We start from the raw sequence: 21,629 nt of genomic DNA, 5'->3' as shown, positions 1-21,629 counted from the left end.
TCGCGTGCCGCGTCATGCTGAGAAAGTTCATCTCGGATTGTATACCCCCGCGAGGCGTCTCATAGCATCGACTTAGCCGCCTCTTTTGGGTTGTTCCCGAGTTATGGGACGCGTAGACTCTGAGGGTCTAAAACCTTTTGAGACGGAGTGTGTATGTCACGAGTCGGTTACGCCCGCGTTTCTAGCGTGGGGCAGTCGCTGGAAATCCAGCAAGAGCAGCTACGCGCTGCCGGTTGCGACGAGGTATTCGCCGAGAAGCGAAGCGGCACGTCCACGTCCGGTAGGCACGCGTTGGATGAAGCGTTGAGGTGGGTAAGGAAGGGCGATGTCCTGGTCGTCACGCGCCTTGATCGACTGGCTCGCTCATTGTCGGATCTGAGCAAAATCGTCGATCAACTCACCGCGAAGGAGGTTGGGTTTCAATGCCTTCAGCAGGGGGCGGTCGATACGACGAAGCCGGAGGGACGCCTGATGCTGCAACTCCTCGGCAGCTTTGCGGAGTTTGAGACGGCGATCCGTAAAGAGCGTCAAATGGAAGGTATCGAGAAAGCGAAAGCCGATGGCCGTTATAGGGGGCGCCCGCCATCTATAGATGTGCCGGAGGTGCTGCGGCTCCTAGCGACCGGTATGGGGCCTGCAGCGGTCGCCAAGACGCTTGGGATCGCGCGCGCTTCCGTCTATCGCGTCAAATCCAGTGGCGGCATCGAGGTGCCCGTGAGTGTGTAAGGCTGAAGCGTGATCGATTATCTAGATGTGGATTTGTCTGTCTGGGCGGAACAGGAAATCGACTCGCTCCTTGACGCCATGCCTGATCCCGACATGCGACGTGTGTGGGACAAGAAGCTTCGAAAGATCTTCGGTCGAAAGGCAGAGAACGCCGGCGAGAACCAAGCCAGCTTTAACGAGGCGTTCGAACGTGCCTTGAGGCTGGGTATCGAAGATCCGCTTTCATATTCTCAGGTCGCGGTGATGTATGCGGTCAGAGAGAAGATCAACGCCTACATTCGCAAGCGTATCGCAGCTGGCCTCAAAAAGGGCGAGCGGCTTGCGGCGAACAAGGAGGCTGAGGCGTTGGAACGAGCGTCCAGAACTGCCAGCCCAAAGCAGCGCCGGAGAGCTCAGGATGATCGCAAATACCTTGATATTGTGGGCTCAGCCGAAAAAGACGCCTCGTTGGCTTCGTCCGGTTTAGTAAGGTCAAAAATAGAAAAGCAGATCGGGGCCTATAGCCTTCCTCATTGGGAGAAGACGACTATAGCGCTGAAGGTCATGGCGCTTTCTTGTGAGACAGCGAAGCGTGGAGGACGGGCGATCAATCTCCGCATCAGCGATGCAATGTCCGACAAAGCCCTCTCATCCCAGCGTGGACCAGTCAGCTTCGTCCAAAACCAGGTGCGTGAGACTCTGAAGCGACGCTTCGCAGCGGATGCTCCTGAGTTCTGGTTTGTAATGGAACGCGACAATGATCGCCGTTTCCATCTCCACGGTGCCTACGAGACCGCCGACCATATTGACCATCGCCTGGTAGATGCAGCCCTTCGTGATGCTGGGGGATGGAGTGCAGATGCAGGAAAGGGAACGGCGCAGCTATCAAGGCCGCTTACCGAACCGTTGTTCTGGGCATCCTATGTGGTCAAGACGATAAACCTGACCTCCACGATGACGGACCGTAAGCTTCTCGGGTCAACAGCGGAGATCAAAACTTCGGCGCGAGGAGGTTGGGACGCGCTAAGTGGGGGGCTTCCTAAAGCGTAACTTTGGATGCACTGAGTGCAGACAGGGTGCATACAGTGTGCGTCCACAATGCGTCCACAGTGCATCGATTTTTCGATGTCCTAGACTTACAGCAGTCATAGCCACCCGGATGCCTTCGATGCCGACCGCTCGGGACCGCCTCCCTTATAGAAGGCGTAGGAGGTGGACGAGGGGTGTAAGATATGAGGTGTGCGTCGTGCATACCTCCAAATCACCTGAACTCCGCTTCATTGGCGAGCCGCCAAAATCACGTTCGCCTTACACCCCAACGCGGAGACAGATCGGCCTCTCGCGGTTGAACTGCTCCCAGATGACGGTGGTGCCGCTGCGGACCATGGCGCAGTTCACTTCAACCTGAGACGGTGTCCAGCAGATTGCTGTCACGCGGTTGTAACTCTTGCCGGTTTCAGAGCAAGAGACCGTTCTGCCAGCCACCAAGCGCTCTAGTTCGGCCTTGGCGGACGCTGCTGATGCCGACGGGCAGCGGTGCCTTGGCGAGCATGTTTCATTCGACTCTCTCGCTGCGACAGCGTGCAGCCTAATCCTCGTCCCGCCTTCGCACCGGAAGGTGTCGCCGTCGTTCACGTAAGCGACGACACATGGAAAGCGATCATCAGGTTGGTGTTCGGCGTCGAGCCCAATCTGACATCCGATGCCCACCACAAGCCCGCTAGGACCGCCAGAAGTCCAAATGCGAGCGCTGTCGAGGTTCTGGTAAGGATCGAGCGTTTGGGGGCTCCCCGGGGCGCCCCGGGGCCATAATCTGGTCCTGACATCGCGCCCTGTCACGACCGTCAGATCTTCGTCTTGGGGATTGGAGACGGACGGACTGGACTGGTTGACGTTCCAGCGTCCTCAAAACGAGCTTCTAAGGCCCTCTAGAGGGGGCTCGCTGTCTGTGGGTAAGGTATTTCCATAAGGAGGGCGCATGTCGAGCGAACGGCAAGGCATCTGGCGCCGCTCAAGTCAGCGACCCTCGCTCACCGACTTGAAAGCCGCGACAGGATCGCTTCCGAGAGCTCGGGCCATTGCATCGAACTCGGCGGGGTCAAGCCGGCGCTCGTATCGTTCGACCTTCGAAACGTAAGATTGTGGTTTGTCGAGGCGTCGAGCGAGCTCGCTTTGAGTGACGCCTGCAGCCTTCCTGATCTCGACTAGGCTGCTGACGAACTGCCTGTATTCCGGACTGTGCAGGGAGATGGTCATGACCGCCGCTTGCGAAAAGCAGCCGTCCCAGTAGAACCCGTAACGGGTTAACCCAAATCGGGTTTTTTTGCAGGGGCGTTCGTGAAAGTAGTTTATGCATGTGCGGTTGGCGTCGTGACGCTCGCATTGACTGGATGCGACCAGGAGGGCGCGCGGCAGCGCGAAATGATCGAGAGAGCAAAAGCGTCGGTCACATCTGAGATGATTGATCCGACCTCGGTGGTCTTCACCGACGTGACCGCCGACTGGTCGTCAGTTTGCGGGTGGGTGAACGGAAGGAACCGCTTCGGAGGCTATGCTGGCAAGCAGCGGTTTGTCTGGGTTGATGGCGGAAGCATCCAGTTTGAGTCGGACGCGGATCCTGCCAAGTTCCCGGATCTCAAACCGGAGGCTGCCAATGCCAGCCTTTGCATGTTCAATGAGAGTTTTGATCAATGCAAAAGTGATGGACCGGCACTCGGTTCGTCATCTTGCATACTGCCGCTCACCTCATCGTCAGTGAAATAGCCTGCTGCACAGTCAGAAGGCCACAAGTTATTGAAAGATATGATGATATAGTCGCTCCATAACAAACGTGGAGCGACTATGACGATCTTCAATCTCATCACGATGTTGGGTGAGCGAGTCTCCGGCATCGAGCCGATTATATGCGGTGACCAGCAGGACGCCGTCGCCTACTCGTGCGGCGCCCTGACCGAGCGGACCAAGGCTCACGCAGAGATGTATGCGAACCTCAATGTTCATTGGTCGCTGGAAGAAGGCGAGCGCTCTCTTGGCGATGCAACAGTCCCAGCGGGTCGAAAAGTTGGCACTTGGCAACTGGTATTTTCTGGTGGTCAACCGAAGCTCGTTTGGGCCGATTACGTAGGCCAGAAACGGCTGAAGTCGAGTGAGGGGTGAGGGCTTCTAAGCCTCGTGGCGCACCCCTTAAGCGAACATTTTTTGCGACACAAACTGCAACACATTCCCGAGTGGGGATGGGCTAACCGTTTGTCTTTAAAGCCCAAATAGGGCGATGGCGGAGAGGGTGGGATTCGAACCCACGGTACCCTTCCAGGCACGCCGCATTTCGAGTGCGGTACATTCGACCACTCTGCCACCTCTCCGCGGCGCCGATATCGCTTGGTCGAGCGAGGGGCTTCTCTAGTCGGAGCCGCTGCGGTTCGCAAGCGGTCTGTGAAAGAAATCCGACGCTATCTTTGGGCGGGCAGGGACAGGCCGGGCGCGGCGCCGGTCTGGTCGTCCACGCCCTTGAATCGAAACAGTTCGGCTGGGCGACCGCCGGTCGTGGAGGACATGTTTCCGGTCGGTTCGACCAGGCCCGTGCGCTCGACCCCGCGGCGGAAGTTCTGCTTGTGCAGGCCAAGGCCGGATACGGCCTCGGCGCCGGCCTGCAACTGCGACAGGGTGAACAGGCCCGGCGTCAGATCGAACAGGACCGGGCGATATTTAAGCTTGCTGCGCAGGCGCCCGAGCGCGGTGGCCAGGATGCGGCGGTGGTCGGACGCCATGGGGCGGCCCGGGGTGGCGAAGGGCGCGGTCTGACCGGCGTCGCGCCAGGATTCGGAGACCAGACGCGCCTCATAGAGCAGTTCATAGCGCTCCAGCACCCGTTCCTCGTTCCAGCGATGGCCGGGCGTCAGGGCGAACAGGCTGCGCGCGCGGGTCAGGCGCGGTTCGTCGCCGTTCGCCCAGTCGATCAGACGCTCGGCCAGGCGGGGATCGGCGGGCCGACGGCGATCCTCCCAGGGGAAATAGTCGAAGACGGCGTCCCAGCGGGCGTCATGGACCTGGCGGTCGACGGCGTCGGGGGTCAGGGCCAGATAGCCGACGGAAACTTCGCGCTGGCGGCCCGGCCCCGGCGTGGCGCGCGGCGAGGCGCGGCCAGCGTCGCCGAAAGTATAGAGCTGTTCGACGAAGCCCAGCCGAAACCCGGTCTGCGCCGTCACGAAGTCGCGCAGGGCCCGTTCGAAGGTGCGATCGCGCGCGGGATCGAAGGGACCGAAGGGCAGGGCGCGGGCGCCGTCCTCGGCCGGGGTGGTCAGGACGACGGCCTGGCGTGCTTCAAGCGTCATGACGACCGCCGACAGACCGATGCGAACGCCGTCCTCCGCCCCCTGGGTCATGGTTCTATTCCGTATGCCAGGCGTCGTCGGCGGGGATCAGGCCGACCGCCCCGGCCAGGACGCGATAACGCTCCAGATAGCGGGCCTGGGCGACCGGGGCGGGCTGGGGTTCGATCAGCAGGCTGTAGCCGGCCGGCGGGCTGCCGAAGAAACCCAGGGACTCCTTTTCGGTGAAGCCCGCCAACTGGGTCGCCTCAAAGAAGGCGCAGGCCTTGTCGGCCTTCTTGATCAAGGTCTTGATGGTCTGCGGCGTCTTGGGCGGCAGGCCGTAGCGCAGATGGATGGCCGCCTCCAGCTTGGCCTCGAAATCCTTGTAGCCCGATCCCAGCGCGGCCTTGAACGGCGAGATCATGTCGCCGATCACATATTCAGAGGCGTCGTGCAGCAGGGCGGCGAGGCGCCATTTCGGGTCCAGCCCCGGCTTGATATGGGCGGCGATCTCCTCGACCACGACGCTGTGCTGGGCGACCGAAAAGGCGTGTTCGCCGATGGTCTGACCATTCCAGCGGGCCACGCGGGCCAGACCGTGGGCGATGTCCTCGATCTCGATGTCGAAGGGCGAGGGGTCCAAGAGATCCAGGCGGCGGCCCGACAGCATCCGCTGCCAGGCGCGGGGGGCGTTCTTCTTTGCGGGGCGCTCGGCCAAGGGACGTGTCCTGATCGCTTACGGGACGGTCAGGTGGCGCAAAGACGCGCCGGGATCAAGCGTCGCCCCACGATACGGCCCAACTATCCCACGCAACCGTCCCGCTTTCGGGCGGCGTCAGCGGCCGACGTTCAATGTGACCAGATCGCGGGCGTCGTCGAACACCCCGCCGTCGCGACGGTCCTTGGATCGAACCACGGCGATGACGATAGGGCCGCCGGAAGGACCGCGCGCCTCGAAGCCGACACGGCGCCAGCCCGCGTCTGCGGACTGGTCGTCGGACAGGATATAGGTCATGCGCGTCGCCGCGCCGGGCGCGCGGGTGCGAACACGCGTCGACTTGTCGGCGGAATCCACACTGACCGTCGAGGTTTCGGTGCGGGTGTTCTGGCCGTCCTTGGACTGAATGTTGATGCCGCCGATGCGGACGCTGGCGTTGTCGCCCTGGGTTTCGATCCGCAGGCCGGGCAGGCGGACCGAGGCGTCCTCGCCGCGGGTCTGGATGTCGACGCCGGGCGCCTGGACCGAGGCGGTCTGCTCGCCGTTCGCGGCGGCGGTTGGGGCGGTCGCGGCGGCGGGCGAGGGCGCCAGACGGGCCGAGGCCTTGGGCAGGTCGGCGCTGACCCGGGCCTCGAAATCGCGCAGGACGTCATCCACCGAGCGGCCGTCCAGCCGAACCAGATGCAGGACCACATCCGACCCCTTGGGTCCGCCATAGATGCAGTTGGCGCCGCCGGCGGCCGCCAGTCCCTTGCGCGTCAGGACCCCCAGGCTGTCGGGGCATTGCAGGGTGTCGATCACCTTCAGAACGCCATCGGCCTGATCGTCGCTGGACTGGGTGGTGGTGATCCGCACCGAGTTCTCGCCGTCGCAGGCGGACAGGCTGGTCGCGAGAGCAAGGCAAATCAGAACATGGCGCATGGTCGAACCTCTCTTGGTCCCTATTCTGCGCGCCGCAGTCGGGCGTTCCAGTGAAATCGCGGTAAGGCGGGCTTCAGCCGCCGGGACGCGCGCCTTCGCGGCGGTTCAGGAAGGCCAGTCGCTCGAACAGATGCACGTCCTGCTCGTTTTTCAGAAGGGCGCCGTGCAGGGGCGGGATCAGGCGATTGGGCGTCTTTTCCCTGAGCGTTTCGGCGTCGATGTCTTCGACCAGCAGCAGTTTCAGCCAGTCCAGCAGTTCGGAGGTGGACGGCTTCTTCTTCAGGCCCGGCGTGTCGCGGATCTCGTAGAAGGTCTTCAACGCCTCGGACACCAGGCGCGGCTTGATGCCGGGGAAGTGGACGTCGACGATGGCCGACAGGGTGTCCGCGTCGGGGAAGCGGATGAAGTGGAAGAAGCAGCGGCGCAGGAAGGCGTCGGGCAGCTCCTTTTCGTTGTTCGAGGTGATGATGACGATGGGGCGCACATCGGCGCGGATCGTCTCGTCGGTTTCCTGGACGTAGAACTCCATCCGATCCAGTTCCTGGAGCAGGTCGTTCGGGAACTCGATGTCGGCCTTGTCGATCTCGTCGATCAGCAGGACGGGGCGCGCGGGGGCGGTGAAGGCCTCCCACAACTTGCCCTTCTTCAGATAGTTTCGGACGTCGTGGACCCGTTCCTCACCCAGCTGGCTGTCGCGCAGGCGACTGACGGCGTCGTATTCGTAAAGGCCGTTGTGGGCCTTGGTCGTGGACTTGACGTGCCAGGTGATCAGGGGGGCGTCGAAGGCCTTGGCGATCTCGTAGGCCAGAACCGTCTTGCCCGTGCCGGGTTCGCCCTTGATCAGCAGGGGCCGCTCCAGCGCCACGGCGGCGTTGACCGCCACCTTCAGGTCGTCGGTGGCGATATAGCGATCGGTGCCTTCGAAACGGCTCATGAAAAACCCACTCCGTGTTTCCACGGAGTGGGTAGCGTATCACAATCGGCGTGAACAGCGATCAGGTGATGCGTTTGGCCGAGACGGGATCGCTGGCGGGGAATGTCTCTTCCAGACCCTCGTCCACCAGGGCTTCCTGACGGCTCTCCGATTTATCGATCTTGTCGAGCTGATCGGGCTTTTCGACCTTGTCGTCCGAACGCCTGGCGTGGGGAGCGTCGGTCAGGGCGTCATTGCGGGCTTTTTCATGATCCATGGCGTGATCCTCTCTGGATTAGACGGCGGGGCTGTCCTGATCGCCGTCCGGGCCGTAGCCCAGGTCGGAGATGTCGTCGTCGGACAGACGTTTGGCTTCCCAATGGGCGGCGCTGGCCTGGGCGCCGCGTTCGTTCTCCATCAGGCCGGAATAGACCAGTTCGACCTCGTCGGGGGCGGACGTCGGTTCTCCATCGGCGTCCAGTTGGCTGCGGTTCTCACCATCCACGCCTAACAGGGCGTCGGCCTCGCGTTCTATGCCGTCCAGCGCGAGCTGGTCATCCAGATCGACCTCGGCGTCGGGATCGAAATCATCCTCGTCGGCGTCGCCCTCGGCCTGGGTGACGTCCAGAACCTGATCGGCCTCGTCGAGCAGGAAATCGCCTTCGCCTTCGTCGTCCAGGTGGGTTTCGTCGAAGGTTTCCGACTGTTCCTGGTCGTCCTGATAATCGTTGTCCGGCATGGTCGCCTCCTGTGTCACAGGCAAACGCGGCGTCGGCGAAACCTGTTCCCCGACGGGCGGCGGACAAGGGATGGTTAACCGATGCCGGGTTAGATGGCGCCGATAAAGCCTGTCCATGGGATGGCTGGCTGGAGTTCGATCCTCAATGGCCCTGAAGCTGTCGCTGAAGCCCGGCGAAAAATTCGTCCTGAACGGCGCCGTGGTCCAGAACGGCGATCGCCGGGGCGTGCTGATCCTGCAGAACCGCGCCAGCGTCCTGCGGGAAAAGGACATCATGCAGGCCGAGGATGTCACCACGCCCGGACGCCGCATCTATTTTCCAATCATGATGATGTATCTGGACGAGAGCGCGGCGGCCAAATTCTACGACGAACTGGCGCTTCGGATCACCGAATTCATGGGGGCGACGCAGAACCCTGACATCCTGGCGGAATGCGTCGCCGCATCGCGGCATGTGCTGGCGCGCGAGTACTACAAGGCCCTGATGTCGGCGCGTAAGATTGTCGAATACGAAGAGAGAGTGCTGAATGTCGCTTCAGGCCTACACAGCGGCGACGGCCAGGGCTGAAAGCCCGCGCGATCTGGAGTACCGCCTGTTCGGCCAGGTCACGCGCGCGCTGGTCCACGCCTCCACGCTTGATCCGTCGGATATCGGCGGGCGCATCGACGCGCTGGATTGGAACCGGCGCCTGTGGTCGACCCTGGCGGGCGACTGCAGCGACCCGGCCAATGCGCTGGCCAACCCTTTGCGAGCGCAGATCATCTCGCTGAGCCTTTTCGTCAATCGCCATTCCTCGGCGGTGATGCGGGGCGAAGAGACGTTTCAGGACCTGATCGACATCAACCGGATGATGATGCAGGGGCTGTCGGGCGCCGCACAGGCCGCCTGACAGGCGCAGACTTCACGAAAACGCGAAGCCTCTTGGCGCAAGGCGTTGATGAGGCTTAGGTTCGACCTCCCTGTTCAACAGTCGAAAGGAGGTGATCCAGTGTCTCATTGTCATCAATCGCGAGCGACGGCCGCGAGCCTGGGCCTCGGTAAGGCCCTGGTCTGATCCTTTCAGACTGGTTTTGCGGCCTGATCGTCAGCGATCAGGCAATGAAGGGCCGTCGGAGCGATCCGGCGGCCCTTTTGCTTGGCCGTCGCTGCAAGCCGATCAGTGAAAAATCTGGGCCATCCAACTCGCCGCATGGTGGGCGACTTCGATCACCGTGCGCCAGATCAGGAACAGATAGAAGCCGCAGGCCCCGGTGAAGACCGCCCCGATCAGGATGGCGATGCCGTCGCGCTGCATCATGCCCAGAGCGAAGAAGACCAGGGCGATGCCGGGCAGGGCGTCTCCGAACGGGATGGGCAGGGCCATGATCAGGGCCAGAAGGACACAGACCAGACCCGTCACCGTGTCGGCGATCTCGCCCGTCAGGAAGGGCAGGCGCGGCCGGGTCAGGTTCTCGACATAGCGCACCGCCTTCATGATCCGCGACACCCCGGCGCGATAGGCCGGGCGGCTGATCGAGGCGTTCAGGGCCCAGCGGGGCAGCCAGATGGCGTCGCGCTGAAACGCCAGTTCCAGAGACATCAGGATGATCGGCACGGCGAACACCGCCTTGCCGCCCGGCGGCCAGGGCAGCAGGGCCAGCATGGACAGAATCAGGATCATGGCCCCGAAGCCGCGCTCGCCGAAGGCGGCGACCAGTTCTTCCAGCTTCAGCTTGGGATCGGCGCTTTCGCCGATTTCCTCCAAGACGTCGGAGAACCGCCGCAGGTCGTCGTTTTCAGGCGGTGGGACGGGCATCAAGAACGGCGCTCGGCTGAAGGTTCGAGCCATCTAGGCGCGCAACGGTTTCCACGCCACCTACAGCAGGGGGCGACGACGGAATAATCACGAAATGCGACTATTTTTCCGCAACGTGATCGGGTTTGCCCTTGCGCTTCGTTTGCGCCAGATCCTCCAGCTGATCTTCGGTCATGCTCTCGACCATCGATCTGGACGCGCCTTTCAACTTGGATTTGGGCGTGTCGCCGCGCTTGGCCGACAGGGCGGCGCCGGCGGCCTTTTGCTGGGCGGCGGATTTTGCGGGCATCGGATGTCTCCTCTGACGGAGACAAGCCGTCAGCCGCCCAGCAGTTCCCGCCCGATCAGGAAACGCCTGATCTCATTGGTGCCGGCGCCGATGTCATAGAGTTTGGCGTCGCGAACCAGACGCTCGACCGGCCATTCCCGGGTGTAGCCCGCGCCGCCCAGCGCCTGGACGGCTTCCAGCGACACCTTCACGGCGTTTTCCGACGCCAGCAGAATGGCGCCCGCCGCGTCGTAGCGGGTGGTCTTGCCCTGATCGCAGGCGCGCGCGACGGCATAGACATAGGCGCGGGCGCTGTTCAGGGCGACATACATGTCGGCGACCTTGGCCTGCATCAGTTGGAACGAACCGATCGGCTTGCCGAACTGCTTGCGGTCGCGAACATAGGGCAGGACCACGTCCAGCGCGGCCTGCATGATGCCCAGGGGACCGGCGGACAGGACCGCGCGTTCATAGTCCAGGCCGCTCATCAGCACGCCGGCGCCGCCGCCCAGCGGACCCATGATGTTTTCCTCCGGCACCTCGCAGTCCTCGAACACCAGTTCGGCGGTGTCGGAGCCGCGCATGCCCATCTTGTCCAGCTTCTTGGAGACGCTGAAACCCTTCATGCCCTTTTCGATCAGGAAGGCGGTGCAACCCCTTGATCCCGCGTCGGGATCGGTCTTGGCGTAAACGACCAGTGTGTCGGCGTGGGGGGCGTTGGTGATCCAGAACTTGGTCCCGTTCAGGACGTAGCGGTCGCCCTTACGGTCGGCGCGGGTGCGCATGGACATGACGTCCGAACCCGAACCGGCCTCGGACATGGCCAGGGAACCGACGTGTTCGCCGCTGATCAGCCTGGGCAGATATTTCTGCTTTTGCTCGGGCGTGCCCCAGCGACGAATCTGGTTGACGCACAGGTTGGAGTGGGCCCCGTAGCTGAGGCCGATGGAGGCGGAGGCGCGGGAAACCTCCTCCATCGCCACGACATGTTCCAGATAGCCCAGGCCCAGGCCGCCGAACTCTTCCTCGACGGTGATGCCGTGCAGGCCCAGGTCGCCCATCTCGGGCCACAGCTCGCGCCTGAATTCGTTCTTTTCGTCGATCTCGGCCGCCAGAGGGGCCAGGCGATCGGCGGCCCAGCGGGCGGTCGTGTCGCGAATGGCGTCGGCGTTCTCGCCAAGGCCGAATTCCATGGATTGGGGCGCGAAGGGAATGCTCATGCTCAAAGAGGTAGCATCGCGCACGGGTCTTCGCCAAGCGTCGTCAGCCGCGGTCGGGACGGCCCCACCGACGATAGAGGTTGTAGGCCGAGACGCCGATGCAGGCGACCGCGATCAAGGCCAGAACCCAGGCCACCGTCGCCGTGTCGCCGCTGCGCGTCGCCGAAGCGCGCTGAAAGGCGGCGGCGGCGACCCCCAGCGACACCATGCCCAATGCGCCCATGGCCAGGAAGGTGACCAGTTCGCCCAGGCCAGCCCGCCGCGACGCCTTGGCGCGGGCCAGGGTGTCGCGAACGCCCAACGCCTGGTCGGGCGGGGTGAAGTCGGGGTCGAGAGCCGTCAGGGCGGGATCGGCCTGAACCGGCGCGGCCAGACTCTGCGTGGCCAGACCCGGCGCTGTCAGGACGACGCTGGAAGCCTCGGCGGGCGCGTACTCGGCGGGTGCGGTCTTGGTCGGCGCTCCGACCAGCGGCTCATGCGCATCGTTCGCGGCGACGATCGGAACGGTCTCGACCGCTTGGCTCGCCAGCGGCGCGACATCGGCGAGGGGGCCGACCGTCTTGGCGGCATGGGTCGCCTCGGCGACGGGGAAGGGGGCGACGGCCTCGTCCAGGGCGCCGTCGACGGCGGGCAGGGCGGTCTGGGGCGTCTCGAAAGGAGACGGCAGGGGCGCGGCCAGCAGGTCGGCCAGGGTCACGGGCGCACCCGGCGCGGCGTTGAATAGAGCGTGTTCGGCCGAACGGCGGCGGGTGGGCTTTTCGGCGGCGGCCTCGTCGGCCCAGGCGCTCATCGTGGCGGCGGCCTGCCGGGCTGAACCCGCGTTCAACTGGGCGACCACATCGGAGGAGGCGAAACGTTCGGCCCCGATGGAAAAGGCGAAGCTGGCCAGGGCGTCGAACTGATGCTGGTTCAGCGGAACCTTCACATGATCGACCACAGCCTTGACCACCGGCAGCAGGTCATACTGCATCAGCAACTCGGCCTCGGCCTCGGACACCGTGGCGCCCTCTCTGGCGGACCGGGTGTGGCCATAGCCGATGACCCAGCGGCCGTCGCTGCGCAATCCGGCGCGATGGCGGAAACCTTCGAAGCTCTTGATCAGAAGGACCCCCTCGCGGGAGACCCTGGTCGGTTTGGCTAGGACGTCGGACACAGGTGACCCAATTAAAGACAGGCGGGTGGCGTTCGCGCCGTTCCCAGCAAGGGCCGCGCCGGACGCCGGTTCGCGTCGCGTCTAGAGCAGGACCAGTGTGGCCAGACCAAGGAAGATCAGGAAGCCGAAGAAGTCGGTGGTCGCCGTCACAAAGACGGCGGACGACACGGCGGGGTCGAACTTCAGCTTGGACAGGGTCAGGGGCGTCAGAACCCCGATACAGGCCGCGACCAGCAGGTTCAGGATCATGGCCGCGCCGATGACCAGGCCGATCTTCCAGTCCTCGTCGCGGAACCAGAAACCGGCCGCGATCCCGATCAGAGGCGCCAGGATCAGGCCGTTGGCCAGGCCGACGACCAGTTCGCGCAGGAAGGTCCGCATGGCGTTGGCCGAGTTCAGCTCGCGCGTCGCCAGCGCCCGCACGGTCACGGTCAGGGCCTGGGTGCCGGCGTTGCCGCCGATGGCCGAGACGATGGGCATCAGGACGGCCAGGGCCACGATCTGCTGGATGGTGGCCTCGAACAGGCCGATGACGCTGGCGCCCAGAGCCGCCGTCGCCAGGTTGATGGCCAGCCAGGGCACGCGGCCGCGAACGATCTCGGCCACGGACGAACCGCGGTCCTCATCGGCGACGCCGGCCAGACGCAGGATGTCCTCGCGGTTCTCTTCCTGAATGATGTTGACGATGTCATCGACGGTGATCTGACCGACCAGACGCCCGCCCGCATCGACGACGGGCGCCGAGATCAGGTGGTATTTCTCGAAGATGTAGGCGACCTCTTCCTGGTCCTGATCGACGGCGATTGCGTTGATCGGCTCCATCAGATCGGTCAGGGCCACGTCGCGTGCGGCGCGCAGAAGGCCGCTGATGGGCACGCCGCCGACCGGCCGGTTGACCGGATCGACCACATAGATGTCGAAGAACAGCTCGGGCAGGTCGTCGCCCTGTTTGCGGATGTGGTCGATGGTGTCGCCCACGCTCCAGAACTGGGGCGCGGCCATCACCTCGCGCTGCATCAGGCGGCCGGCCGATTCCTCGGCATAGCCCAGGCTGCTTTCGATGGCGGCCCGGTCGACCTCGGGCATGGCGGCCAGAACGCGCTCGCGCTGATCGTCCTCCAGATCCTCCACGACGGCGGCGGCGTCGTCGGAGTCCAACTCCTGCAGCGCCTCGGCCAGGGTTCCGTGCGGCACGCGCTCCAGCACCTCCTCGCGGATGCCGTCGTCCAGTTCGGGCAGGGTCTCGGCCAGCAGTTCCGGCGGCAGCCACAGCACCACGACCGCGCGATGCTCGGCCGTCAGAAAGCCCATCAGGTCGGCGACGTCGGCGGGGTGCAGGTCTTCCAGCAGCGAACGCAGCCGCATGCCGTCGCCGTCGTCGGCGGCGTCCACGACTTTCTCGACGAATGAGGGGGTGAGGACATAGTCCTCGTCCAGGGCGGCGTGGTCTTCGTTCTCAGGCGCTTCGGCTGGCGCGAAGGCGGTATCCGTGGTGCTCACGTTGTCGCCTTCCTTGGTAGTATGTCCAGCCGGAGTTAGCCGATGAATCGCCCTGTTTAGCCAGATGGTGCGGTCGAGAAGACTCGAACTTCCACGGGTTGCCCCACAGCGACCTCAACGCTGCGCGTCTACCAATTCCGCCACGACCGCTCGCATCGGAGCGGCGGCGAATAGACGAAGCCGTTGGAAAAGGGAAGGGGCGATTTGAGTGGCGAGTGGCGAGTGGTCAACAGCGCGTTGTTTCGGGCGATTTCAGCGATGGCGATCTGACGCCCGGTCTGGAAAGGCGGGCCTATTCACTCGCCACGCGTCACTGGCCACGCGTCACTGGCCAATCAGGCCGCGCCGGCCATGAAATCATAGACGTCGGCCTGGCGGGTGACGGTGATGGCGATACGGTCGTCGCGAATCTCGATCTCGCCGCGCGCCACCGGATAATTGTTGGCCAGGATCCACACCTCGTCGCCCTCGGCTACGTCCAGGGGAATCACCGCGCCGCGTCCCATGCGCAGCAGTTGCGACATCGGCAGCACCGAACGCCCCAGCACGACTGAGATTTCGACATCGACGGCGTTGATCTGGGTCACGAAAAGCTCTCGGTCACGGCAAGGCCGTCTCTTGCGGAAACGCCTTCGCGTCCACATTGAAGCGTCATGCTTGCTGAGCCGTTAAGTCCGTCCCTTCAGAAACTGCACCTCGACGACGGTCGACCCGTCGAATGGGCGGTGTCGGAGGATTATGTCGACTACGCCGCCGCAGAGGCCTTCATGGAGGCGCGGGTCGCCGCCATCGCGGCGGGCGAGGCGGCCGAGATGGTCTGGCTGCTGGAACATCCGCCGCTCTACACCGCCGGAGTGTCCGCCAAGGACGAGGATCTGCTGGACGCCGGCCGGTTCCCCGTTCACCGCACCGGGCGGGGAGGTCAGTTCACCTATCACGGGCCGGGCCAGCGGGTCTGTTATGTGATGCTGGACATGAACCGGCGGGGCAGGGACGTGCGCTGTTTCGTGCGGGGGCTGGAGCTGTGGCTGATCGACGCCCTGTCCGACTTCGGCGTCGTCGCGGACGTTCGGCCGGGCCGCGTCGGGGTCTGGGTGGAACGAAAAGGTCCGGGCTGGTCGCGCGAGGACAAGATCGCCGCGATCGGCGTCAAGGTCCGCAAATGGGTCAGCTTCCACGGCGTCAGCCTGAACGTCGAACCGAACCTGGAGCATTTCGGCGGGATCGTGCCGTGCGGCATTCAGGAGCATGGCGTGACCAGCCTGGTCGATCTGGGCGTGCTGGCCACGCTGGACGAGGCGGACGCGGCGCTTAAGCGCAGTTTCATCGGCCTGTTCGGGCCCGTGACGACGGCGACGCCTCCGCGTTTCTGACGGACGGCTCATGTGACAATGCGGCGAAATCGGGTCGTGCGGGCTTGGCAAGCGCGGGACGCATGAGGTTTAACGCTGGGCAAGCGTTTACCTTTGAGAAGACCGCAGGAAACCCCCATGAATCGCATGATCGCCGCCGCATCGGCCGCCGTTCTGTCCCTGGCCGCCGGCGCCGCCGTCGCCCAGGACTTCCGCGCTCTGGCCCAGCAGGATCTCCAGGCCGCCCACGATGCGCTGGCCGCCAACCATCCCGCCGCCGTGATTCCCGGCGCGTCCAGCCAAGCCTTCCGCAACTGGATCGACGCGGGTCTGGCTGAGGCGAAAGGCAAGGTCGGGCAGGTCAACAGCGGCGACAGCCACGCCTATCTGATGCGCTATTACGCCAACGGCTTCCGCGATTCGAACATCGCCATCCGCCCCACCTACGAGGGTCTTGGCCCGTTCTTCGCCACCAGCTGGCCGGGCGTGACCACGGCATCGCGCAACGGCGAATATGTCGTCTCCTACGCCAAGCCGGGCGTTCGCAACCTGCCGCCGGTCGGGGCGACCCTGGTGAAGTGCGGCGACAAGACCGCGGCGCAACTGGCCGAAGAGCGTCTGGATCGCTGGGAAGGCGACCTGACGACCGAGGCCGGCCGGGTGCGCACCGCCCCCTATCTGCTGTGGAACCGCAACAATCCGTTCACCGGCGGCGTGCCGTCGCTGTGCACCTTCAAGGTCGGTCGTCGCGACCGCGACTTCCAGATGCAGCCTCAACCGGCCGACGCCGCCGGCCTGGAAGCCGCCTATCGCGCCACCGTCTATGCGCCCGGCGCCAATCCGCTGTCGATCGAGACGGTGAACGGTCGGCCCTGGATCAATGTCCACACCCTGGCCGACGATGCCGGTTGGGACGCCTTCTTCGCCGCGGTCGAGGCGCAGCTGCCGGCCCTTCGCGGGGCGCAGGGGCTGGTCATCGACCTGCGTGGCGCGAACGGGGCGTCGCTGAACGCCACGGGGCGCGGCTATGGCCTGGCCAACCGCATCTGGACGCCCGAATTCACCGTCAGCCGCCAGCCCGAGGCCGGTTCGATCACCTATCGCGCCACCCAGGCGAATCGTCAGTGGTTCGCTGACACCCTGGCCCGGATGCAGGCCGATCCGCGCTTTGTCGCCGAATCCGGCCCGGTGATCGAACAGACCCAGGCCATCGTCGCCGCCTTTGATTCGGCCCTGGCCGCCAATCAGGCCACCTTCACCCTGCCGGGCCGTCCGTCGGTGCCGGATACGGGCGCCGCCAATCCGGTCGCCGGGCCGGTGGTCGTCCTGGTGGACGGCGGCTGCACCAGCGGCTGCCTGGACACGCTGGACCTGCTGACGCGCCTGCCGAACGTGCGTCTGGCCGGGTCGGTCACGGCCGAGGATTCGATCTTCATCGAGCCCACCGTGCTGCGTCTGCCGTCGAACTACGCCGAGCTGAGCTATGGTCACAAGGCCTGGACGACGCGCCAGCGCGGCAATGACGCGCCCTTCACCCCGGCGCAGGGCCTGGCCTACACTGGCGACGCGACCGACGAAGCCGCCGTGCGCGCCTGGGTCGGAACCCTGTTCCAGTAAGCATCGCATCATCGTGTGAATCGAGGGGGCGGGCAGGGGTGGAACCTCGGCCCGCCCCTTCCCATTTGCAGACCATGACCGATCTCGCTTCCCACGCCCAAACCCTGCGCTCGCCTTCCGGCTACGACCTGACGCCGCCCGACGCGGAGGAACGCGCCCGGCTGGAGGCGGGCCTGAGCCCCGAAGAGAAGCGCGTCCTGCTGTCGCACGGCACCGAGGCGCCGTTCTGTGGCACGCTGCTGGGCGAAAAGCGGACCGGCGTCTTCTGCTGCCGCGAATGCGGCCTGCCGCTGTTCCGCAGCCGGACGAAGTTCGAAAGCGGCACCGGCTGGCCCAGCTTCACCGAGCCGGTCGATGCGGCCCACGTTCACGAAATCCGCGACACCAGCTATGGCATGATCCGTATCGAGACCCAGTGCGCCCGGTGCGGCAGCCACCAGGGCCACGTCTTTCCCGACGGCCCGCCGCCGACCGGCAATCGCTACTGCATCAACTCCGTGGCCCTGTCGTTCGTGGCGGAAGGCGAGCCCCTGCCGGACCCGTTGGAACGGGGCGACGCAAACGCCTGACCATCGCCTTATTCGCCGTGCTATGATGATGTCGAAGGGAGAGGCGAAATGCTGATCGCAGGTTTCTTGGCCGGCATGGTCCTGATGGCGCCCGGCGCCGACCCGGATGGGGTGGTCGCCACCGCCCCGACCAACGCCCCGACCCTGGCCCAGGCCATGAACGCCGCCCCCCAGGTCGCCGTCGCCGCCCCGACGGCGCAGGACGCCCAGCCGCACGGCATGACCACCGAGCAGCAGATCCAGAACTGGATATCGAACCGCACCCCCGGCGCCAGTTTTGAAGAGGGGCCGTCGCCCGGTCCGCAGGACGACCGTCAGATGCATGGCATGGTCGAGGCGGGCATCGGCACCGGCGGCTATCGCACCTATGGCGCCGCCGTCTCCATGCCGGTCGGCGAGAACGGACGACTGGACCTGGCCTATCGCGAGGCGCGCAACGAGCCCTGGGGTTACGGCTATGGCTATCCGGGGCGCTATGGATTGGCGGGACCCGGCTTCTATTCGCCCTATGGCGTCCGCGCTCGCGGCTATGGCGGCGACACCACCAGCAAGTCCCTGTCGATGGGTTTCAGCTGGAGCAAGGATCGCGATTCGGATGAGCGCGACCCGTTCCGGGGGCGGATGTCGGCCTTCGACTGAACCATCAACGGTTCCGCCGAACAGACAGGCTCGGAAAACAAAAAGGCCCGGCGAAAGCCGGGCCTTTTCAGGTCTCAGATGGTGCCGCCGGGGGGAATCGAACCCACGACCTCAGCCTTACCAAGGATGCGCTCTACCACTGAGCTACGGCGGCCCCGACTGAGGAAGCGGCCGTATAGCCAAACCCTTCCGGGGAGGGAAGCGGCTTTTTGACGATCTGAAAGAAAGTTTGGACATGGCCCGTGATCGCGGCATTCTGCAGCTCATGACTCGTTCTCCGCACGACGCCGTTACGCCGCCCGCCGCCGCCGCGCCGCCGCGTGTCGAATCGCCGGCCAAGGCCGAGGCCGTGCAATCGCCCGCCGCCGCGCCCGAGCCTGCCCAGTCCGAGCCTGCCCAGTCCGAGCCTGCCCAGTCCGAGCCTGCCCAGTCCGAGGCGGCGCGCGCCAAGGCCGAAAAGGCCATCCGCCTGGCGTCCGCCCTTCGCGCCAACCTGCGACGCCGCAAGGCGCCGGCGCGGACCCCGGCGGCGCCCAGAGACAGCAACTGAAAGTCATCGGCGCGACGTCGCCCAGCCCTTTGGCAAGCGCGCGCCGGCTTGCTACAGACCCCTTTCCCCGAAGCGTTTCCTTCGGGCGCGCCTAAGGACCACATGGACAGCATCGCCATTCACGGCGGCGCCCAGCTTTTCGGGGACATTCCCGTCAGCGGCGCCAAGAACTCGGCCATCAAGCTGATGGCGGCCTCGATCCTGACGGATCAACCCTTGCTGCTGACCAATATGCCGCGGCTGGCGGACACGCGTTTCCTGGGGCAACTGCTGCGCCAGTTCGGCATCGAGGTGACCGAGCGCGACGGCGCGGACGGGCAAGAGAGCCTGTTCCACGCCAAGGACCTGACCTCGACCTTCGCCCCCTATGATCTGGTCCGCCAGATGCGCGCCTCGTTCAATGTGCTGGGGCCGCTGCTGGCGCGCACGGGCGAGGCCAAGGTGTCGCTGCCCGGCGGCTGCACCATCGGCGCGCGTCCGGTGGATCTGCACCTGCAGGCATTGACGGCCCTGGGCGCCGAGATCGAGCTGGAAGAGGGATATGTCACCGCCCGCGCGCCCAAGGGGCTGCGCGGCGCCGAGATCGAGTTCCCGTTCGTGTCCGTCGGCGCGACCGAACACGCCCTGCTGGCGGCGGTGCTGGCGCAGGGCGTGACGGTTCTGCGGCGTGCGGCGCGCGAACCCGAGATCGGCGATCTGGCCCGCTGCCTGACGGCGATGGGCGCCAGGATCGAAGGCATCGACACCGATGTTCTGACCATCACGGGCGTCTCGTCGCTGAACGGCGCGACCTGGTCGGTGATTCCCGACCGGATCGAAATGGGCTCCTATGCCGTCGCCGCCGCCATGGCGGGTGGCGATGTGCGCCTGACCAAGGCGCGCGCGGAACTGATCGGTTCGCTGACCGACAAGATGATCGAGGCGGGCGTCGATGTCTCCCCCGCCGCCGACGGCGTGCGGATCAAGCGCGATCCGAAGCAACGGCTGAAGGCCGTCGATGTCGAGACCGCCATCTATCCCGGCTTCGCCACCGATCTGCAGGCGCAGTTCATGGCCCTGATGACCACGGCCGAGGGCGTCAGCACGGTGCGTGAGACGATTTTCGAGAACCGTTTCATGCACGTGCCGGAGCTGGCGCGTCTGGGCGCCGAGATTTCCGTCCACGCCGGCGAGGCGCACGTCACGGGCGTCGAGGTTCTGCACGGCGCCCAGGTCATGGCCACCGATCTGCGGGCGTCGATGTGCCTGGTCATCGCGGGCCTGGTCGCCCAGGGCGAAACGACGGTGGGCCGGGTCTATCATCTGGATCGCGGGTTCGAGCGTTTGGAGGACAAGCTCGGCGCGTGCGGCGCCGATATCCGACGCATAAAGGGAACAGGTGATGAGCACTGAGATCGACGCGGTCCCGCCCGTTCCCAGCACGCCGGTCGAGCCGCTGCGCCTGCTGGCCGAGGACGCCGACGATCTGCAGATCATTTCCGCCGCGTTGCAGGACGCCATCCTGCGGCCCGTCGATATCGTGTGGGAAAAGCAGGCGCGCACCCTGACCATCGCCTTCAGCCGTTTCTGCTGGGAATGCGGGGGGACGCGGGTGATGTGCGCGATGCAGTTCGGGGACGTGCTGGCGGTCAAGAGCCGTCGCCTGTCGCGCAGCCCCGACGCATCGCTGGAACTGCTGGCGCTGGACTTTATGCCGACCGAGGCGCCCAGCGGCCGCGTCATCCTGATGTTCGCCGGCGGCGGCGATCTGCGGATCGACGTGGAATGCCTGGACGCCGTGGTCACCGACATCTCCGAACGCTGGCCCGCGCGCATCGCGCCGACCCACCTGGACGGCCCCGAACTGGAAGAAGGGAATGCGGCATGAGCGGTCCGCACAGGCTGGCCTCGGTCGAACTGGACGCTGCGACCCTGCCGGCCGCGACGGCCGAGATCGAGCATGAGCGGCGCGTCGCCATCTTCGACCTGGTGGAGAAGAACAGCTTCGAACCCCAGGGCGCGCCGGGCGGGCCCTACAGGCTGAGGCTGTCGCTCCAGGACAATCGTCTGGTGTTCGACATCGACGGCGAGGATTTCACCCGCACCTACGCCATCAGCCTGACGCCGCTGAAGGGCGTGCTGAAGGACTATCTGCTGATCTGCGACAGCTATTACGAGGCGCTGCGGGGATCGTCGCCCAGCCAGATCGAATCGGTCGATATGGGCCGTCGCGGCCTGCACAACGAAGGCGCCGAGGCGTTGAAGTCGCGGCTGGAAGGCAAGATCGTGGTCGATCAGGAGACCGCGCGACGTCTGTTTACGCTGCTGTGCGCCCTCTACCGTCGCGGCTGACCTCGACTATCTCTGCGTTTTCGGGCATTAGGCCCCTCCATTCCGCCCCACGCGCCCGCCCGGCGTGGGGCTGAACGCATTTCAAACGGGCGTGAGAGGCCGCATGGCTAAGGAAGAACTGCTCGAGTTTCCCGGCACCGTCAGCGAACTGCTGCCGAACGCCACTTTCCGCGTGACGCTTGAGAACGACCACGAGATCATCGCCCACACCGCCGGCAAGATGCGCAAGAACCGCATCCGCGTGCTGGCCGGCGATAAGGTGCTGGTTGAGATGACGCCCTACGACCTGACCAAGGGCCGCATCACCTACCGCTTCAAGTAAAGGCCG

At 65.0% G+C, this 21,629-nt stretch carries 28 protein-coding genes and 3 tRNA genes; 15 read left to right on the top strand and 16 right to left on the bottom strand.

Annotated elements, in window-relative coordinates; translation table 11 throughout:
* Positions 1-153: 153 nt before the first annotated feature.
* The gene (locus tag P0Y50_13805) at positions 154-726 is read left to right on the top strand and encodes a recombinase family protein (GenBank protein WEK39593.1); all 573 of its coding nucleotides are present in this window, start codon (positions 154-156) and stop codon (positions 724-726) included.
* A 9-nt stretch (positions 727-735) separates the two neighbouring features.
* Positions 736-1,755 carry a hypothetical protein gene (locus P0Y50_13800; protein WEK39592.1) on the top strand — a complete coding sequence of 340 codons (1,020 nt, stop codon included), beginning with the start codon at positions 736-738 and terminating at the stop codon, positions 1,753-1,755.
* A gap of 966 nt (positions 1,756-2,721) precedes the next feature.
* Here the strand turns inward: P0Y50_13800 and P0Y50_13795 are convergent.
* Positions 2,722-2,961, bottom strand: coding sequence for a helix-turn-helix transcriptional regulator (locus P0Y50_13795; protein WEK39591.1), 240 nt, complete (start codon positions 2,959-2,961; stop codon positions 2,722-2,724).
* An 81-nt stretch (positions 2,962-3,042) separates the two neighbouring features.
* On the opposite strand from P0Y50_13795, the gene P0Y50_13790 reads away from it, so the two are divergent.
* Both P0Y50_13790 and P0Y50_13785 read left to right on the top strand, forming a co-directional pair.
* Positions 3,043-3,468 (top strand): hypothetical protein, encoded by a 426-nt coding sequence (locus P0Y50_13790; GenBank protein ID WEK39590.1) that lies wholly within the window; start codon positions 3,043-3,045, stop codon positions 3,466-3,468.
* 78 nt (positions 3,469-3,546) lie between these two features.
* Positions 3,547-3,861: a hypothetical protein gene (locus P0Y50_13785; GenBank protein WEK39589.1), complete on the top strand. Its 315-nt coding sequence runs from the start codon at positions 3,547-3,549 to the stop codon at positions 3,859-3,861.
* 116 nt (positions 3,862-3,977) lie between these two features.
* Here P0Y50_13785 and P0Y50_13780 read toward each other — a convergent pair.
* From P0Y50_13780 to P0Y50_13750, 7 genes are all read right to left on the bottom strand, one after another.
* A tRNA-Ser gene (locus P0Y50_13780) sits at positions 3,978-4,067 on the bottom strand.
* Positions 4,068-4,154: 87 nt separating this feature from the next.
* The gene (locus P0Y50_13775; GenBank protein WEK39588.1) at positions 4,155-5,087 is read right to left on the bottom strand and encodes an NAD regulator; all 933 of its coding nucleotides are present in this window, start codon (positions 5,085-5,087) and stop codon (positions 4,155-4,157) included.
* Positions 5,088-5,091: 4 nt separating this feature from the next.
* Positions 5,092-5,685, bottom strand: a complete 594-nt coding sequence (locus P0Y50_13770) for an HD family hydrolase (GenBank protein ID WEK41582.1) — start codon at positions 5,683-5,685, stop codon at positions 5,092-5,094.
* Between the two features lie 165 nt (positions 5,686-5,850).
* Positions 5,851-6,654: a methyltransferase type 11 gene (locus P0Y50_13765; protein WEK39587.1), complete on the bottom strand. Its 804-nt coding sequence runs from the start codon at positions 6,652-6,654 to the stop codon at positions 5,851-5,853.
* Between the two features lie 73 nt (positions 6,655-6,727).
* The gene (locus P0Y50_13760; protein ID WEK39586.1) at positions 6,728-7,588 is read right to left on the bottom strand and encodes a MoxR family ATPase; all 861 of its coding nucleotides are present in this window, start codon (positions 7,586-7,588) and stop codon (positions 6,728-6,730) included.
* Between the two features lie 61 nt (positions 7,589-7,649).
* Positions 7,650-7,844 (bottom strand): hypothetical protein, encoded by a 195-nt coding sequence (locus P0Y50_13755; protein WEK39585.1) that lies wholly within the window; start codon positions 7,842-7,844, stop codon positions 7,650-7,652.
* 18 nt (positions 7,845-7,862) lie between these two features.
* Entirely contained in the window at positions 7,863-8,306 is a 444-nt protein-coding gene (locus P0Y50_13750; GenBank protein ID WEK39584.1) for a hypothetical protein, read from the bottom strand.
* 145 nt (positions 8,307-8,451) lie between these two features.
* Here P0Y50_13750 and flbT point away from each other — a divergent pair, with 145 nt between their 5' ends.
* Together flbT and flaF are read left to right on the top strand one after the other, a co-directional pair.
* A complete protein-coding gene (gene flbT, locus P0Y50_13745) occupies positions 8,452-8,874 on the top strand; it encodes a flagellar biosynthesis repressor FlbT (protein ID WEK39583.1) in 423 nt (140 codons plus the stop codon).
* Positions 8,834-9,196 carry a flagellar biosynthesis regulator FlaF gene (gene flaF, locus P0Y50_13740; protein ID WEK39582.1) on the top strand — a complete coding sequence of 121 codons (363 nt, stop codon included), beginning with the start codon at positions 8,834-8,836 and terminating at the stop codon, positions 9,194-9,196. The genes flbT and flaF overlap by 41 nt, the downstream gene beginning before the upstream one ends.
* 267 nt (positions 9,197-9,463) lie before the next feature.
* On the opposite strand, the gene P0Y50_13735 is transcribed toward flaF, so the two are convergent.
* The 7 genes from P0Y50_13735 to P0Y50_13705 all read right to left on the bottom strand — a co-directional run bounded on the left by P0Y50_13735 (position 9,464) and on the right by P0Y50_13705 (position 14,887).
* Positions 9,464-10,102: an exopolysaccharide biosynthesis protein gene (locus P0Y50_13735; protein WEK39581.1), complete on the bottom strand. Its 639-nt coding sequence runs from the start codon at positions 10,100-10,102 to the stop codon at positions 9,464-9,466.
* Between the two features lie 100 nt (positions 10,103-10,202).
* Positions 10,203-10,391: a DUF3008 family protein gene (locus tag P0Y50_13730; GenBank protein WEK39580.1), complete on the bottom strand. Its 189-nt coding sequence runs from the start codon at positions 10,389-10,391 to the stop codon at positions 10,203-10,205.
* A 29-nt stretch (positions 10,392-10,420) separates the two neighbouring features.
* Complete coding sequence (locus tag P0Y50_13725; protein WEK39579.1) at positions 10,421-11,590, bottom strand: isovaleryl-CoA dehydrogenase; 1,170 nt, start codon at positions 11,588-11,590, stop codon at positions 10,421-10,423.
* Positions 11,591-11,633: 43 nt separating this feature from the next.
* A complete protein-coding gene (locus tag P0Y50_13720; GenBank protein WEK39578.1) occupies positions 11,634-12,743 on the bottom strand; it encodes a glycoside hydrolase family protein in 1,110 nt (369 codons plus the stop codon).
* A gap of 81 nt (positions 12,744-12,824) precedes the next feature.
* Positions 12,825-14,243 (bottom strand): magnesium transporter, encoded by a 1,419-nt coding sequence (gene mgtE / locus P0Y50_13715; GenBank protein WEK39577.1) that lies wholly within the window; start codon positions 14,241-14,243, stop codon positions 12,825-12,827.
* A gap of 65 nt (positions 14,244-14,308) precedes the next feature.
* Positions 14,309-14,393: transfer RNA gene (locus P0Y50_13710), tRNA-Leu, on the bottom strand.
* Positions 14,394-14,578: 185 nt separating this feature from the next.
* The gene (locus tag P0Y50_13705) at positions 14,579-14,887 is read right to left on the bottom strand and encodes a FliM/FliN family flagellar motor switch protein (GenBank protein WEK39576.1); all 309 of its coding nucleotides are present in this window, start codon (positions 14,885-14,887) and stop codon (positions 14,579-14,581) included.
* A 9-nt stretch (positions 14,888-14,896) separates the two neighbouring features.
* Between P0Y50_13705 and lipB the strand changes: the two genes are divergently transcribed.
* From lipB to P0Y50_13685, 4 genes are all read left to right on the top strand, one after another.
* The gene (lipB, locus tag P0Y50_13700; GenBank protein WEK39575.1) at positions 14,897-15,616 is read left to right on the top strand and encodes a lipoyl(octanoyl) transferase LipB; all 720 of its coding nucleotides are present in this window, start codon (positions 14,897-14,899) and stop codon (positions 15,614-15,616) included.
* Positions 15,617-15,733: 117 nt separating this feature from the next.
* Positions 15,734-17,212 (top strand): hypothetical protein, encoded by a 1,479-nt coding sequence (locus P0Y50_13695; protein WEK39574.1) that lies wholly within the window; start codon positions 15,734-15,736, stop codon positions 17,210-17,212.
* A 74-nt stretch (positions 17,213-17,286) separates the two neighbouring features.
* Positions 17,287-17,781 (top strand): peptide-methionine (R)-S-oxide reductase MsrB, encoded by a 495-nt coding sequence (msrB, locus tag P0Y50_13690; protein WEK39573.1) that lies wholly within the window; start codon positions 17,287-17,289, stop codon positions 17,779-17,781.
* Positions 17,782-17,829: 48 nt separating this feature from the next.
* A complete protein-coding gene (locus P0Y50_13685) occupies positions 17,830-18,420 on the top strand; it encodes a hypothetical protein (GenBank protein WEK39572.1) in 591 nt (196 codons plus the stop codon).
* Between the two features lie 79 nt (positions 18,421-18,499).
* Here P0Y50_13685 and P0Y50_13680 read toward each other — a convergent pair.
* Positions 18,500-18,574 (bottom strand) — tRNA-Thr (locus tag P0Y50_13680).
* 81 nt (positions 18,575-18,655) lie between these two features.
* On the opposite strand from P0Y50_13680, the gene P0Y50_13675 reads away from it, so the two are divergent.
* The 5 genes from P0Y50_13675 to infA all read left to right on the top strand — a co-directional run bounded on the left by P0Y50_13675 (position 18,656) and on the right by infA (position 21,623).
* Positions 18,656-18,970 (top strand): hypothetical protein, encoded by a 315-nt coding sequence (locus tag P0Y50_13675; GenBank protein ID WEK39571.1) that lies wholly within the window; start codon positions 18,656-18,658, stop codon positions 18,968-18,970.
* Between the two features lie 102 nt (positions 18,971-19,072).
* Positions 19,073-20,362, top strand: a complete 1,290-nt coding sequence (murA, locus tag P0Y50_13670) for a UDP-N-acetylglucosamine 1-carboxyvinyltransferase (protein ID WEK39570.1) — start codon at positions 19,073-19,075, stop codon at positions 20,360-20,362.
* A complete protein-coding gene (locus tag P0Y50_13665) occupies positions 20,352-20,837 on the top strand; it encodes a DUF2948 family protein (GenBank protein ID WEK39569.1) in 486 nt (161 codons plus the stop codon). The genes murA and P0Y50_13665 overlap by 11 nt, the downstream gene beginning before the upstream one ends.
* On the top strand, positions 20,834-21,301 hold the full coding sequence (locus P0Y50_13660; protein WEK39568.1) for a UPF0262 family protein: 468 nt from the start codon (positions 20,834-20,836) through the stop codon (positions 21,299-21,301). Before P0Y50_13665 ends, P0Y50_13660 begins: the two co-directional genes overlap by 4 nt.
* Before the next feature lie 103 nt (positions 21,302-21,404).
* Positions 21,405-21,623, top strand: a complete 219-nt coding sequence (gene infA / locus P0Y50_13655; protein ID WEK39567.1) for a translation initiation factor IF-1 — start codon at positions 21,405-21,407, stop codon at positions 21,621-21,623.
* Positions 21,624-21,629 lie beyond the last annotated feature (6 nt).

The sequence above is a fragment of the Candidatus Brevundimonas colombiensis genome, assembly GCA_029202665.1.
In the GTDB taxonomy this organism is placed as follows: Bacteria; Pseudomonadota; Alphaproteobacteria; order Caulobacterales; family Caulobacteraceae; genus Brevundimonas; species Brevundimonas colombiensis.
The sequence above is the reverse complement of the archived record's forward strand: the minus strand, read 5'-3'. Positions and strand labels throughout refer to the sequence as shown.

Coding starts and splice junctions, on each gene's coding strand:
- msrB (WEK39573.1), top strand. CDS start 17,287: ATGACCGATCTCGCTTCCCACGCCCAAACCCTGCGCTCGCCTTCCGGC.
- P0Y50_13765 (WEK39587.1), bottom strand. CDS start 6,654: ATGCGCCATGTTCTGATTTGCCTTGCTCTCGCGACCAGCCTGTCCGCC.
- P0Y50_13665 (WEK39569.1), top strand. CDS start 20,352: ATGAGCACTGAGATCGACGCGGTCCCGCCCGTTCCCAGCACGCCGGTC.
- P0Y50_13725 (WEK39579.1), bottom strand. CDS start 11,590: ATGAGCATTCCCTTCGCGCCCCAATCCATGGAATTCGGCCTTGGCGAG.
- P0Y50_13785 (WEK39589.1), top strand. CDS start 3,547: ATGACGATCTTCAATCTCATCACGATGTTGGGTGAGCGAGTCTCCGGC.
- P0Y50_13805 (WEK39593.1), top strand. CDS start 154: ATGTCACGAGTCGGTTACGCCCGCGTTTCTAGCGTGGGGCAGTCGCTG.
- P0Y50_13730 (WEK39580.1), bottom strand. CDS start 10,391: ATGCCCGCAAAATCCGCCGCCCAGCAAAAGGCCGCCGGCGCCGCCCTG.
- P0Y50_13760 (WEK39586.1), bottom strand. CDS start 7,588: ATGAGCCGTTTCGAAGGCACCGATCGCTATATCGCCACCGACGACCTG.
- P0Y50_13705 (WEK39576.1), bottom strand. CDS start 14,887: ATGTGGACGCGAAGGCGTTTCCGCAAGAGACGGCCTTGCCGTGACCGA.
- P0Y50_13685 (WEK39572.1), top strand. CDS start 17,830: ATGCTGATCGCAGGTTTCTTGGCCGGCATGGTCCTGATGGCGCCCGGC.
- P0Y50_13695 (WEK39574.1), top strand. CDS start 15,734: ATGAATCGCATGATCGCCGCCGCATCGGCCGCCGTTCTGTCCCTGGCC.
- P0Y50_13770 (WEK41582.1), bottom strand. CDS start 5,685: ATGCTGTCGGGCCGCCGCCTGGATCTCTTGGACCCCTCGCCCTTCGAC.
- P0Y50_13750 (WEK39584.1), bottom strand. CDS start 8,306: ATGCCGGACAACGATTATCAGGACGACCAGGAACAGTCGGAAACCTTC.
- flaF (WEK39582.1), top strand. CDS start 8,834: ATGTCGCTTCAGGCCTACACAGCGGCGACGGCCAGGGCTGAAAGCCCG.
- P0Y50_13775 (WEK39588.1), bottom strand. CDS start 5,087: ATGACCCAGGGGGCGGAGGACGGCGTTCGCATCGGTCTGTCGGCGGTC.
- lipB (WEK39575.1), top strand. CDS start 14,897: ATGCTTGCTGAGCCGTTAAGTCCGTCCCTTCAGAAACTGCACCTCGAC.
- flbT (WEK39583.1), top strand. CDS start 8,452: ATGGCCCTGAAGCTGTCGCTGAAGCCCGGCGAAAAATTCGTCCTGAAC.
- P0Y50_13660 (WEK39568.1), top strand. CDS start 20,834: ATGAGCGGTCCGCACAGGCTGGCCTCGGTCGAACTGGACGCTGCGACC.
- P0Y50_13675 (WEK39571.1), top strand. CDS start 18,656: ATGGCCCGTGATCGCGGCATTCTGCAGCTCATGACTCGTTCTCCGCAC.
- infA (WEK39567.1), top strand. CDS start 21,405: ATGGCTAAGGAAGAACTGCTCGAGTTTCCCGGCACCGTCAGCGAACTG.
- P0Y50_13735 (WEK39581.1), bottom strand. CDS start 10,102: ATGCCCGTCCCACCGCCTGAAAACGACGACCTGCGGCGGTTCTCCGAC.
- P0Y50_13755 (WEK39585.1), bottom strand. CDS start 7,844: ATGGATCATGAAAAAGCCCGCAATGACGCCCTGACCGACGCTCCCCAC.
- murA (WEK39570.1), top strand. CDS start 19,073: ATGGACAGCATCGCCATTCACGGCGGCGCCCAGCTTTTCGGGGACATT.
- P0Y50_13795 (WEK39591.1), bottom strand. CDS start 2,961: ATGACCATCTCCCTGCACAGTCCGGAATACAGGCAGTTCGTCAGCAGC.